The following is a 14,349-nucleotide window of genomic DNA, read 5'->3' as shown; positions in this document are numbered from 1 at the left end:
GGGATTCCTTGTCATCTTAACCTGTACAGATTGGGAAGTTAAACAAATAGCTTCAGTACTATGATAAGGATAACGGCAAAAGTTGTCAAGTAGTTTTTTTATGGGTATGTGCTTAGCGCTGCCAAAACTGGTTTGATATGTGAGAAGTCTATTTGGCTAGATCTAATCAGAGAGAGAACTTTCTTACTTTTTCCTTGTTTTCGTTTTCATTTCTCACAATCTTTTTCCCACTTAATATATCTTTGATTTCATCTCCTGTTAAAGTCTCAAACTCCAGCAGGTTTTCAGCGATAAGTTCCAGATCTTTGCGGCGTTTGGTAAGGATATCCTTTGCCTTTTCATAGCATGAAGATACAACTCGTTTTACTTCCTCATCTATGAGCTTTAGAGTATCTTCAGAAATTATATCAGAACCATGTGCGCTTTGTTCACGACTATGATATATCGGCCCTACCTTGTCGCTCATCCCCCATTTTGTTACCATAGCGCGTGATAAATCAGATGCTTGTCTTATATCCGAAGATGCACCGCTTGTGATTTTATCATAACCAAAAATTAGCTCTTCTGCTACTCTTCCACCCATAGCAACGGTCATGTCCGCTATCATCTTTTCTCTTGTGTGAGATACTCTGTCTGTTTCCGGCAATCTCATGACTAAACCTAGGGCTCTACCCCTTGGAATGATAGTTGCTTTGTGTATTGGATCGGAGGCAGGCATATTAACAGCAACTACTGCGTGACCAGCCTCATGGTAAGCAGTGAGCTTTTTTTCCTCCTCTGTCATAATTAAGGAACGCCTTTCCACGCCCATCATCACTTTATCACGTGCATATTCAAAATCATCCATAGTAACAATCTTTTTGTTTCTTCTTGCAGCAATAAGCGCAGATTCATTCACTAGGTTTGCTAAATCGGCACCTGAGAAACCAGGTGTTCCTCTTGCAACTGTTTCTACATTCACATCTGGTGCTATCGATATTTTCTTTATATGCGTATTTAATATCTTTTCACGCCCATTTATATCAGGTAAAGAAATAGTGATCTGACGGTCAAAACGACCAGGTCTAAGCAGTGCTTGATCTAAAACATCTGGACGATTGGTTGCAGCAACTATTATCACACCTTCATTAGACTCAAAACCATCCATTTCAACTAATAACTGATTTAACGTTTGTTCTCTTTCATCATTGCCACCACCAAGACCAATGCCACGATGCCTGCCCACTGCGTCTATCTCATCTATGAAAATTATACATGGAGCGTGTTTCTTGCCTTGATCGAACATATCACGTACACGACTTGCACCAACACCAACAAACATTTCGACAAAATCAGATCCAGAAATGCTAAAAAATGGCACATTAGCTTCACCTGCAATCGCACGAGCAAGTAGGGTTTTACCAGTTCCAGGAGAGCCAATCAAGAGGCACCCTTTTGGTATTTTTCCACCCAACACTTGAAATTTTTGCCTTTGTTTAAGAAAATCAACAATTTCCACCAACTCTTCCTTTGCTTCATCAATTCCAGCAACATCGTCAAATGTCACTTTTTTTCCGCTAGTTATGAGCCTAGCTTTTGATTTGCCAAAGCTTATGGTTCTGTTGCCTCCTGCTTGTGTTTGTTTTAAAAGGAATAGTAATAACCCGATAAAAATAAATGTTGGGATCCATTGAATAAGTAATCCCCCAATGATGCTCATCGCAGAATCTCCAGTTGAAAAGGAGAATTTCACTTTTCTGTCATGCAAACTTTTTATTAAGTCGCTATATACAACACCACTTGAGTTAAAGCTTGACCCATCTCTAAACTTGCCTTCAATGTTCTGATTTCTTATGACAACACTTTCTATGTCACTATCTTCCAGCCTAGTTAAAAATTCTGAAAAAGGTATAGTTGTTTTACTTTTTCCTGTATTTCCGCTGAATTGGATATAAGCAACTGCAATAAGAACAACTATTACTAACCAAATCAGTAAGCCTTCTAAAAATTTCTTCATTGTTATTTTTGACTAAATATCAATTAAGTTTACCAGATTTTGTTTTATTATGCTATTAGTAATGCATTGAAACTTACCGTTATGGATATTTTCTTCATTATAATTTATATGAGAATAAGCCAGTACCTTTTCATCTTTTAGCACCACAGGTAAAGAGTAAAAAACCTCAGAACAGCAATTATAATCCTTTAAAAACGTAGGGATCTTATGTGCTTTCTTTAACGGGGCAATAGTTACTGAACACTCCTGATCCCCAAGTATTGTGCAGCTGAATCTGTTATCCCATTCAACAGGACCATTGAGTGGCAAACTTACGGATACTTCCTGTATTTTTGACGGCTCTCTCATTACCAATATGCTTTCTTTGTATTTCCTTATTTTACACTCAGAAAGCGTACAATGAAGATCGTTATCCTTTTGCGATATTTGGTTAAATATTGTAATAAGATTATTATATCTTGGTTTATAGCGTTTACTGCTGATTACCATTATAGAATAGAGCAGAAGCCTTAAGGCTATTTCTTCAGGCAATTTATGAAACTCACTTAGTTTAATTTCAATGTAACCAAGATCGTGAACATTAACACAGTCATTAAACGCAAGACGTGTGTAGTGCATCAACGCTTTTGCAGCTCTTTTCATGTGAAGAGCTGTGAGGCATATTCGTTCTGTTAAAGTCTTTTGATTATCACTTACTTTAAGCAGGTTGCGGTATAACGTGCGCCTATACTTCAAATCTTGATTACTTCTGTCTTCAACCCACCTTAGCCGGTGAAAGTTTGCATATCTTTCTATTTCACTACGACTAAAACTCAACAATGGTCTTACTATGCAAACTCCATTCAAAAGGGATTTGTAATCCATAGACGACAATCCATCTATGCCGCTACCACGTTCAAGCCTGAGTAGAAACGTTTCTGCTTGATCACCTTTATGATGAGCAATAAGTAGGTGCTTAACATTGTTACTTTTGCACCACTTCGTTAGCAGCTTATATCGTGCTTTTCGTGCTTGTGATTGGACATTACCTTTAATATTTTGTCTCTCCCAGTTTAATATGAACAACTCCTCTACTCCAAGTTCTTTTGCATAACCTACAGCAAATTCGGCTTCCTCCTGAGACTCTGGACGTAATGCATGATTTACTGTTAATGCTATAGGAAGAGGATATTGTCTTTTTTTTGTCCAATTAATCATTAAATGCAATAAAGTTATACTGTCTATACCACCTGACACTGCAACTGCAACTTTATTGTTATGGATAGCAAAACCTTTGATTACACCTTGAAATAATGACTCTAATTCCATTATGTCTCTTGCATAATTTGCTTTCTTAGGTCAATTATATAGGAAATAACACTTGCTAGATTCCAATGACTGTGTTCTTTATGTATCTTTCTTCCCTTACTACCTCTCAGTACCTGTTACTTTGTACTGTTCCAAGTGCCCTGACCTTTAGTTATCCCAGTGCTTGACACTGGGATCTATCAGTGCAAAAAAACTATTTCTTTGCTTCAAAAAATGAGAACTCCACCCTACGATTTTTAGCATGCTGTTTTTCATACTTAGAATTCTTAGAGTCGTCTTGCACATAAACTAAAGGCTCAGTTTCACCTCTAGAAGCAGTTTTTATTCTATTTTCTAGATAAGGTGTACAACTAACCATAAATTTCTTAGCTGCATTTGCTCTTCTCTCGCCCAGTGCAACATTGTACTCATAAGAACCACGATTGTCAGTATGACCAGTTACAGTAACCTTCATATCAGGGTTATTTTGCAATACCTCTATTACATCGAGCAATACATCTGCACCTGCCTCACTAATATTAGATTTATCATAATCAAAAAAAACTCTTTTTTCACCTATCTGTTTAACAACAGAGTTCATTTTATTTGCTGTGTTCACTCCTTTCTTTGGACAAGAGCTTACACCAGTAAGCAGTAAACAAAAACAGCACATTACAACCAACCTACTCCACATCACTAAACCTCCATAAATTTTAAAATAGTGCGTAACCTTAAATTTTAGTATTTAATAATCTCTCTATAGCAGTATAGTCAAGAAAAATAAAATACTAAATACTTTTCTACAGTCTTACAATTAATTTTCTAATAAGGCACTAGACTTTTGGTGGAAAAATCTAGTAAAGGCACAGAATACATAATTTTTTTTGTTCTTTGAGTAAATATACTTTTAACTTTATTATTAATCTATTACGATATTAAATAGATGTTTTCTAAAAAATGAACAAATATGAAATCTCATAAATTCCTAGAGGAAGTATTGTGTAAGGTAAAGAGTATTGAAAATACGCTAAAAGTACTAAGCCAAAGCCAATTAAACGTAGAAGACAAAGTTGAGCAAATAGGCCTTCTAGAAGAAATTAAACATGAAATTATTTCCCACGACATAATAAAAGAATCATTAATAGAAGCAAGTTCTCTTGGCAATAAAAGGAGTGTTAGCAATCGGCAGCTAAAATTAATGGAGAGGATGCATCAAAGCAGCAGTGTTGTTCCTATCGATTTAGTAAAGTCTTTATCCCAGGCCAAAGTTGAGTGCCAAAATTTATGGAAGCTATCTCAGTCTGAAACTAACAGCTTGGAAAAGCTGAAAAAACGTTTTGCTGATTTGGTTAAGCTTGTTCGCGAAGTGGTTTCTATAAAATCGCAGCAGTTAAAATGCTCGCAATACGACTCACTGCTTGCTGACTATGATTTTGATATCACAGAAAAGAGCATAAAGGAAATATTCCCTAAGGTAGGCAAATTTTTTTGTGGAAGTGTAGATAAAATAATTGAAAGGCAAAAGAAAGACAAAGCTGTTAATATGCAGAAAGTTGCTACTCAAAGGCAGATTGAACTCGGCTCACTGTGTCTACAGAAAATGGGTATTACATTATATCATACTTCTTGTTATCACCCTATAGGTTACAATGAATCTGATTTTTGTTGCGGTTTGTTTCTACTTTTACAATGTAGTGGCCATGAAATTTATCAAAAATGTTTAGCGCAAAATTCTGTAAGCAGCCCAATTACAGAACACGTTATGTATGAAACCCAAGGATTATTCATGGAAAGGGTGATTGGAACATCTAGAGAATTTATTGAGTTTATTCAACCATATATAAAAGAGAAATTCGCTATAAAAGGTAAGACTAATGCAAAATTTAGCAGTGTTGAGAATTTGTACTTGGTTTTCAATAGAATAAATCTTTCTTCCCTTTTAAAGAATGCAGATGAACTCAGTCTGTTAGCTCATATCATGCTGAGGACTAGGTTAGAACAGAATATAATAAATGGTACGTTAGAGGTCAAAGACCTCCATGATGCATGGTTGGAAGGTATGAAGCATTATAAAATTCCAGTAAAAGCTAAAAATGAACTAGACACTTATTTTCAAGATGAATACTGGGCAAGCGGGATCATGGGATATTTTCCTATTAAAATTATGGCTTTAATTACCGCTGTACAGATTTTTTCTTTCATTAAAAAAGATCATCACGAGTTCTTAGATGCTATAATGAAAGGGGATTTTAGTTTACTTATCAGTTGGTTATCCCAAAATATATGCAGTACAAAGTATGGTTTTTCGGATCTACTAAAAAAAGTAACAGGCAAGAGGTTAGACGTTGAATGCTGTATTAATTATTTATCTGAAAAGTATAATTTGTCTCAATAAAATGTTTTTTTGAGTTGTATATGAGTTTTTTTCAGAAATTAACTAGAAGATTTTGTAACATTTTCACTTTCAAAAGTTTATTCGCTAGCGACATTGCTATAGATCTTGGTACTGCGAACACTTTAGTTTATCAAAAAAATCAAGGAATAGTGCTTGATGAGCCTTCAGTTGTAGCAAGAATAAAGGAAAAAGGAAGCTATGTTCCTTACGCCTTTGGTAAAAAAGCTAAAATGATGCTAGGAAAAACGCCTGGAGAAATAGAGGCTATCAGGCCATTAAAAGATGGGGTCATTGCTGATTTTAAAAGTGCGGAAGAGATGCTAAAGTATTTCATACGCAGTGCAAATACAAAACTCACTGTTAATAAGCCTAACATTATCATATGTGTTCCATCTGGGTCTACTCCTGTTGAAAGGCGTGCTATACAAGATGCAGCAGAAAGTGCTGGTGCAAACGAAGTATTTTTGATTGAAGAACCAATGGCTGCAGCAATTGGTGCTGGACTTCCGGTTACTGAACCTGAGGGGTCCATGGTTGTTGATATAGGAGGCGGTACAACTGAAGTTGCAATTATTTCTTTAGGAGGAATTGTTTATTCACGGTCTGCCAGAGTAGGTGGCGATATTATGGATGAAGCAATAAGATCATACATTCGTGAAAACCATAAGTTATTGATTGGTGAAACAACAGCTGAAAAAATTAAGAAAAGCGTAGGTTCGGCTAGTCTACCGGGTGAAAGTAATAAAGAGGGAATGATGGTTAAAGGTAGGGACCTAGTAAGTGGCATGCCAAAAGAAATGCTTTTATCAGAATATCAGGTTGCAGAAAGTTTAATAGAGCCTGTGCATCAGATAATTTCTGCTATTAAAACAGCATTAGAGAGCACTCCTCCTGAACTTTCTTCTGACATAGTCGATAAAGGGATAGTTTTATCTGGTGGTGGTGGATTATTACGCAATTTAGGTAAAGTTATTAGCGAAACAACAAAACTGCCAGTGCGTGTGGCAGATGACCCGCTTTGCTGCGTTGCCTTAGGTAGTGGCAAAGTGCTTGAAAACATGGATTATTTCAGCCATGTTTTATTTAAGCAAGATTAATTACGATGACTGTCTTTAAGGTAGTTCATTTTATAGCAAACCCTATCTCAAGCACAGAGATATCATCCAAGTAGTCCTTCTCCTGTCATCCTAGTGCGCTCCCCTTCTGTCATTCCAGCGCGTAACGCGCAGCTGTACGAACATTGCAATTAGCAGGTAACTTGCGCAACAGACGGTGTCATCCCAGTACTTGATACTTGTATCTGGGGTCCAGGATACTACTTTAATAATAAATACTTAAGAAATTTACCAAACGAGAAAAAGCAAAAGAAGCCCCGTTGGTGGCTAATTATTTATATTAACTTTATAAATTGGCGTTTTTTTATCTAAACGTCTAATCTAGCTGCTTTTAAACCGCAATTGATCTAATTTTAAACATTAAGAAATTTACTAAGCAGACAAAAGGCAAAAGAAACCCCGCTAGCTAGTTATTCACTATCTATCTTTTAAATTGGCGTTTTTTATTGTCTTAAACGCTTTAACAAGCGCGTTTTAGCTTATATTAGGTAAAACCCTTGAAAGTTTATAAAGACATGAGGTGCACATAGTGCAAAAAATTAAACATAAGACGCCAAGTACATTGAGTTTTTTGTCGTTTAATCTGCACAGACTGAAGATAAATAATAACTTCAGTCTCATTATAAGGGTAACGGCGAAGGTTATCAAGTAGTTTTTTAGTTCTGTTTTCATGGCTAAAAAATCTGAATTCAGCTAGCTACCGCAAAGGTATTGTTTTTTCTCTCATAAACTTGACATGAAGTAATATTGTAGTTAATAGTTAAACATGTTTACTTAAATTTGTCGTTGATAACTAGGATTAAATATGTTTATTTCTGAAGTTTTTGCAGCAGATGCGGCTAGTAGTGCATCAAATGTTGGTGCATCTTTTGCTAATTTTATCCCATTGATTTTAATAGTTGTGGTGTTTTATTTTTTTATTATCCGCCCACACCACAAAAGATTAAAAGAACTCAGAAAGATGATAGATCAAATAAAGCGCGGCGATACTGTTGCTACTTCTGGCGGAATAATAGGCATAGTCAACAAAGTTGATGAAGCAAATGCACAATTTATAGTAGAAATAGCACCAAAAGTTGAGATAAAACTCCTAAAGTCCGCTATATCTGAAGTTTTAAATAAAGAGGCTCAAGCCCAACCAGCTGAAAAAGGTAAAATTGAGAAGGACGACAAAAAGAATAAAAATCAGCCAGATAAAAGTAAAAAGGGGCAAGATAATAAAAACAAAAGTGCCTAATAACTCCAAAGAAAGGTTCATTTGGTTGTGTGTGGAATACTTGGTGTAGTAAGTAGCGGTGATTCAGTAATACCAATTTTGCTGGCCGGGTTGCAGAAATTGGAGTACAGGGGATACGATTCTTCAGGCATAGCAATCATAAACAATGAAGGCAAAATAGAAGTTAAAAAATCAGAAGGTAAAGTCGAAAGGTTATGTGAAGTTGTTAGCAACAGCAAGATGTCTAGCAGCACAGTTGGCATAGCACATACTCGCTGGGCCACACACGGAGTTCCAGATCTTAAAAATGCTCATCCTATTCATACAAATGATGTTGTTGTTGCCCATAATGGTATAATTGAAAATTACAATTTGCTGAAAAGGGGTCTAGAAGAACAGGGAATGCCCTTTCATACTGACACCGACACAGAGGTCATACCAAACATGTTAACCCTATATCTCAATGGAGGGTTATCACCTATAGACTCTCTATTTAAGTGTTTAAGCAACCTACATGGCTCGTTTGCTTTGGTCCTACTGTTTGCAGAATATAGAGATGCTCTATTTGTTGCAAAAAGAAATCTATCTTTAGCAATAGGCTATAACTGCAACACCGTATTTGCCGCATCTGATTCTAACACCTTAAATGCACTAGTGGACAGAATATCATACTTAGAGGATGACGATGTTGCAGTAATAAAATCTAGCGGGGTGAGTATATACAACAACGGTACACAAGTTAAACGCAGTATAGAAAACAGTAGTCCAAGCAACTTTCTAATCAGCAAAAATGGCTTCTCTAGCTTCATGCTAAAAGAGATTTTTGAGCAGCCTTGTGTATTGAACAAAACAATAAATCAATTCTATAAAAAGTATATAGAGATAATATCCGCCAACAAAAAACTATTTTACGAGCTGAGTGATATTACTATAGTTGGATGCGGGTCATCTTATTTTGCTGGGCTAATAGCAAAATATTGGCTGGAAAGCATTGCCCAAGTTCGAGTATATCTGGAAATCTCGTCGGAATTTAGGTATAGCAACATTAAGTTGGAGAAGGGAAGTATTGGATTATTCATCTCTCAATCTGGCGAAACTGCAGATACCATAGAAGCATTGTGCTATGCAAAATCACAGAAGCAAACAATCATTAGCCTAACTAACACATTCAACAGTAGCATTGAAAGAATCTCAGACATTGTGTTGCATACTCTTGCTGGACCAGAAATTGGTGTTGCTTCAACAAAAACCTTTTCTGCGCAACTTGCAATTTTAGCATGCCTTGCTTTAGAGCTTGCAAAAATAAAAGGTACGTTGGATGAAAAGAGGATAGAACAACTGAGCAATGCTATCAACTCTATTCCAGAATATATTGAGCATGTTTTAAATTCGATAAAGATACAACATATATCAGGCAGTATACTAGAGCATAGCAGCATCATTTTAATCGGCAGAGGAAGCTCATATGGAGTTGCAATGGAAGGTGCATTGAAAATAAAGGAACTTTCGTATATTAATACCATCGGTATTGCAGCGGGAGAGATGAAGCACGGTTCGATTGCTTTAATAGATTCATCTGTACTTGTCATAGCAATCATTCCATATGACAACTTATTTTTTAAAACGCTGTCCAATATACAAGAAATTACAGCAAGAAAAGGCAAAGTGATCGCTTTTAGTGACAAGCAAGGGGTGCCGTTCCTAAGAGGGATCTGTAAAGACGTAATACAGCTCCCAGACGTTGATAATTTCATCTCTCCAGTCATCTACAGTGTTGCTATGCAATTTCTTGCTTACACCACCGCAGTCAAGAAAGGATTGGATGCTGATTGTCCAAGAAATTTGGCTAAGTCTGTTACGGTTGAGTAGCTCATTTATAGTTAGGCACACAACTGTACAAACATTGTAGATGTATAGCCCCAGAGTGGAGTGATATGATAAAATACGAGAAAAAATAGCACCGAAGGAGGAGTTATGGTTACATGAGTGCGCCAGAACAACAGCGTAGAGGAATACAAAATAGTAAAGAAAGCATAGCAAAGCTTTCCAAGTACTATAACCTTAATCCAAAGACTATTGTCAAATAGAGAAAACACTCATTTACTAAAGACGCTGATATGGGTCCAAAACATCCAAGAGCACGTTAAGAACCTTGGATAAATGAAGTAAAATAGGCATAGATCAATGATGAGGTTACCTATGCAGAAAAGTTATCCAAGCGATGTAATACCAATTCCCATTACACAGGGAGCGAATAAACAATGATGCCACTTTACCACGCTATCTACTTGTTTCAGCATAGGCCTTTTCCTCGTTATTGTCCTGTTAATGGGAATTGGTATAAGTAAAGAACAATTTGAAAAGATCAGGTCGATTCTGGAAGGTAGCAGGAAGAAAATCAGACCAAGAAAGCTTGATTTGTATGATGTATTTTGTGGGGTGTTGTACGTCTTAAAAAGTGGTTGTCAGTGGAGGATGTTACCAAAAGGTTTTCCAAGATGGGAAAGCGTATATTACTATTTCCAAGTGTGGAGTAAAAAGAATGGAGAAGAGCCAAGTTTGTTGGAATTAGTCTTAAAAAAAATTAGTTGGAAAGGTCCGTATCAGCAATGGTCGGAAAGAGAAACCCAGTTTCTGTATAATTGATTCTCAAGGCGTCAAAAACCTACTGAAAAAAGGGCTATGATGCAGGTAAAAAAATTTCAGAAATAAAGTGCCATATTGCAGTTGATACGCAAGACACGCAATCCATCTGACAACTGCAGAAACAACTCAGTGCTATGAAGATGGTCGAAAATGATAAAGCAAACCTCTCGGAAGTCACAAATATACTGGTTGATGCCGGCTATACAGGAAAAAACTTTGCAACACGAATAAAAGCTATCATTGGTGCAACTGTTGAGACAATAAAGCGAAGCATTCTTTTATTGTATTGCCAAAGAGATGGGTTGTTGAGCGTTCTTTTGCTTGGTTGGAAAAGTGCAGACGATTGTGGAAAAATTGCGAACGTAAACTTAACACCAGCTTGCAAATGGTTGTTCTTGCTTTCACTGTTTTGTTCCTGAAAAGGTTATGAATAGGCTTTTAGGGTTATTGAAAGTAATAAACTCCTTTATCTAAGACCGAAGTTTTGCTATTCTCGCATTTTAATAATTTGAAATTAATGAATATAAACAAGAACGAGTTTTTATTTCTTCCGCTTGGAGGGGTAGGCAGAATTGGGATGAATGTAAGTCTATATCATTACCAAGGTAAGTGGATTATGATTGACCTTGGCATTGGTTTTGCCGATGAAACTATGCCAGGTGTTGAGCTATTAATTGCTGATGTGAACTTTATTGCTCAAAGAAAAAAGGATTTGCTTGGAATAATAATTACGCATGCACATGAAGACCACTGCGGGGCAGTGCCTTACTTGTGGGAAGAGTTGCAATGTCCCATATATACAACAAAGTTCACGGTTAATTTTCTCAAGGAGAAACTAAAGGAGTTTCGGCTAGAAGGCATGGTACCTGTGAAAGAGGTAGATATAAACGGCAGAATAAATTTAGATCCTTTCACCGTTGAGTTTATAAACGTAACTCACTCAATTCCTGAAGCGCATTCAATATTGGTTAGCACTGATATAGGTAGCGCGCTTCATACTGGCGATTGGAAATTTGATCCAAAACCTGTTGTTGGTTTAACTTCTAACATAAGTCGTTTAAAAGAAGTTGGCGATAAAGGTGACCTGCTTGCAGCAATTTGCGATTCAACGAACATATTGAGCAAACATAATCCTGAATCAGAAGGTGAGATTTATAACAATATTTATAACATAATAAGGCGGTCTAAGAAGCTAGTTGCTGTATCGCTTTTTGCTTCAAATGTGACACGAATTGAAACAATAAGCCAAGCTGCAAAGGCGCTGGGCAGAAAGGTGGTTCTACTTGGAAGGTCTTTATGGAGAATAGTAAAAGTTGCACAAGATAGTGGGTATTTAACTAATTCTGTTGAATTTTGTGAAGCAAAAGATGTAGCAGATTTGCCAAGGGAAAAGCTATTGTTGATTTGCACTGGTTGCCAAGGTGAACCGATGGCAGCAACCTCAAAACTTGCTAATAAGAATCATCATGCATTTAAAATGCAACAGGGTGATACATTGATTTTTTCGTCAAAAATCATCCCTAGCAATGAAACTCGTGCACACAGTATGTTCAACGCCTTTATCGAGATGGGCGTAGAGGTTATCATTGATAAAATGGAGCATGTTCATGCCTCTGGGCATCCAGTAAAAGCAGAGCTAAAAGAAATGTATTCTTTGATAAAGCCTAGAATGTCTATTCCAGTTCATGGTGAGTATATTCACACGCATGCCCATGTAAAATTTGCTAAAGAGTGCGGTGTGGAAAAGGCAATAATGATTGCACCAGGTGATATCGTTAATTTGGAAAGCGGAGAAAAGGTTGATTCAATTGATGTTGACTACTTTGGTGTTGACGGTATGTTGCTACGTTATCCAGAGAGTAGTGTCATAAAAATGCGTAAGAGAATGAGAGATGCTGGAGCTGTTGTAGTGACAGCAATTGTCAACAAGAAAAATAAATTGCTTGCTAAACCAAAGGTATTTGCACCTGGTGTTTTTGAAGCGTCAGAAGATGCAGCTATCATACAGAGGATTATAAAAACAGTTGAGTCAGCGTTTAGTTTACAGTCGACAAAAAAAATAAGAAATAAGATTGAGAGCTCGATATTCAGTATCTTAAAGGAATATTTACTAAAAAGGCCTATAATTGAGGTCCAAATAGAACAGGTATGAAATGAATGAAGGTGCTCGTTCAGCTAACATTATTTCTTTCGTTATTTCTTCCTTATTTTGCTAAAGCTGCTTTGTATGTTGACATAAGAGAAAACACTATTGGTAATATTAGCCTTGTTGTGTCCAAGTGTGCATGTAAAACAGAGCTGGAGAGCGAATTAAGCGAAAGCATCACAAAGATAATTGAGACAAATTTATCCAATTGTGGCTTATTTAATGTAAAACGTGGTACAGAAGCCGAAATCACAACGTACAAACCTAGGAGCGATACGCTGGCTACAGTGAGTTTAAGTGAAGTATCAGATAGAGCCTTAGAATTATCGTTACACTTGTTTGATGCTTTCACAAAAAGGGAGTTATTTACTCATTCGGTTGTTTTTTCAACAAAAGATTGGAGAAAAATTGCCCATTTTGTTTCAGATGCGATACATGATAGATTAACTGGTGAGAAAGAGCATTTTAACACGAAGATAGCGTATATAGCCGAAGAAAAAGACAGTAATTACAAATCCATACGCAGAATTGCTGTTATGAATCAAGATGGAAGTGATATAAAATACTTAACAAATGGCGACAAATTTGTGTCAACACCAAGATTTGCACCAAGCGGAGATAGTATTGTTTACATCTCATATCTGGATGGTAGAAGCTACATAATATTGAAGAATCTGAAAGACAATACTGAGTCAATAATTAGTGCCTTCGAGGGAGTAATCTCTGCTCCGAGATTTTCTCCTGACGGAAAATCTCTTTTGATCTCTCACTCATCTAATGGTGAAACAAATATATTGTCTCTAGATTTGAACAGCAAGCGCACGAAAAAAATCACTAGAAGTTCGGCTATAAGCACTTCTCCCTCTTTTTCTCCAGATCAGAAATATATGGTCTTTAGCTCTGATATAAGTGGAAGTCAGCAGCTATATATCATCGATTTCACTAAAAAAAATAAAAAGCCTAAGAGAATTAGTTTTGGAAGCGGAAAGTACGCTACACCTGTTTGGTCGCCAAATGGGGATCTTATAGCTTTTACAAAAATCCAATTGGGGAATTTTTACATAGGAGTTATGAAGCCAGATGGCAAAGAAGAACGTATACTTTCAGAGGGACATAGAATCGAATCCCCAGCATGGCTACCAAATGGCAGGGGGATCATCTTTACAAAAACAGAATCACCAAGCGACTCTAAACTATATTCAGTAGACTTAGTAAAGAGGAATCACAAAATAATTTCTACCCCAACAAATGCCTATTTACCAGATTGGTCGCATCCACTTCTGGTGGAGTAGAAAATAGATAGGTGACATGGGTAGGTATTGTTTGGTTGAGAAAATGAAAAGATAATAACTTTTCAGAGTGGATAGAGGACAATAGAAACGAAAAAAACTACTTGACAACCTTCGCCGTTACCCCTACCATAGTATTGAAGCTATTTGTTTAACTTCCCAATCTGTACAGGTTAAAATGACAAGAGAACTTGTATTTGGCGTACTATGTGCACTGCATGTCTTTTTAAAACTTCGGGTTTTTCCCTATACAAGCTGA

General features: G+C 36.6%; 9 protein-coding genes and 1 pseudogene. 7 read left to right on the top strand and 3 right to left on the bottom strand.

The window, feature by feature from the left end:
• Nucleotides 1-166 precede the first annotated feature (166 nt).
• From ftsH to DM84_RS00870, 3 genes are all read right to left on the bottom strand, one after another.
• Entirely contained in the window at nt 167-1,996 is a 1,830-nt protein-coding gene (ftsH, locus tag DM84_RS00880) for an ATP-dependent zinc metalloprotease FtsH (protein ID WP_250777674.1), read from the bottom strand.
• Between the two features lie 12 nt (nt 1,997-2,008).
• Nucleotides 2,009-3,304: a tRNA lysidine(34) synthetase TilS gene (gene tilS, locus DM84_RS00875; RefSeq protein ID WP_250777671.1), complete on the bottom strand. Its 1,296-nt coding sequence runs from the start codon at nt 3,302-3,304 to the stop codon at nt 2,009-2,011.
• A 193-nt stretch (nt 3,305-3,497) separates the two neighbouring features.
• On the bottom strand, nt 3,498-3,977 hold the full coding sequence (locus DM84_RS00870; RefSeq protein ID WP_250777668.1) for an OmpA family protein: 480 nt from the start codon (nt 3,975-3,977) through the stop codon (nt 3,498-3,500).
• A 273-nt stretch (nt 3,978-4,250) separates the two neighbouring features.
• Between DM84_RS00870 and DM84_RS00865 the strand changes: the two genes are divergently transcribed.
• The 7 genes and pseudogenes from DM84_RS00865 (at nt 4,251) to DM84_RS00835 (ending at nt 14,093) form a co-directional block, all read left to right on the top strand.
• Nucleotides 4,251-5,678 (top strand): gluzincin family metallopeptidase, encoded by a 1,428-nt coding sequence (locus DM84_RS00865; RefSeq protein ID WP_250777665.1) that lies wholly within the window; start codon nt 4,251-4,253, stop codon nt 5,676-5,678.
• Nucleotides 5,679-5,698: 20 nt separating this feature from the next.
• Nucleotides 5,699-6,775: a rod shape-determining protein gene (locus DM84_RS00860; RefSeq protein ID WP_250777663.1), complete on the top strand. Its 1,077-nt coding sequence runs from the start codon at nt 5,699-5,701 to the stop codon at nt 6,773-6,775.
• A gap of 823 nt (nt 6,776-7,598) precedes the next feature.
• Entirely contained in the window at nt 7,599-8,030 is a 432-nt protein-coding gene (gene yajC / locus DM84_RS00855; protein ID WP_250777661.1) for a preprotein translocase subunit YajC, read from the top strand.
• A 27-nt stretch (nt 8,031-8,057) separates the two neighbouring features.
• On the top strand, nt 8,058-9,878 hold the full coding sequence (gene glmS, locus DM84_RS00850) for a glutamine--fructose-6-phosphate transaminase (isomerizing) (protein ID WP_250777659.1): 1,821 nt from the start codon (nt 8,058-8,060) through the stop codon (nt 9,876-9,878).
• 459 nt (nt 9,879-10,337) lie between these two features.
• Nucleotides 10,338-11,085, top strand: a pseudogene (locus tag DM84_RS00845) (IS5 family transposase).
• A gap of 87 nt (nt 11,086-11,172) precedes the next feature.
• A complete protein-coding gene (locus tag DM84_RS00840) occupies nt 11,173-12,807 on the top strand; it encodes a ribonuclease J (protein WP_250777657.1) in 1,635 nt (544 codons plus the stop codon).
• 5 nt (nt 12,808-12,812) lie between these two features.
• Nucleotides 12,813-14,093, top strand: coding sequence for a protein TolB (locus DM84_RS00835; RefSeq protein WP_250777655.1), 1,281 nt, complete (start codon nt 12,813-12,815; stop codon nt 14,091-14,093).
• Nucleotides 14,094-14,349: the final 256 nt, after the last annotated feature.

It is taken from the genome of Wolbachia pipientis, assembly GCF_023661085.1.
In the GTDB taxonomy this organism is placed as follows: Bacteria; Pseudomonadota; Alphaproteobacteria; order Rickettsiales; family Anaplasmataceae; genus Wolbachia.
Note: the sequence above shows the minus strand (reverse complement) of the source record. Positions and strands in the feature narration are given on the sequence as shown.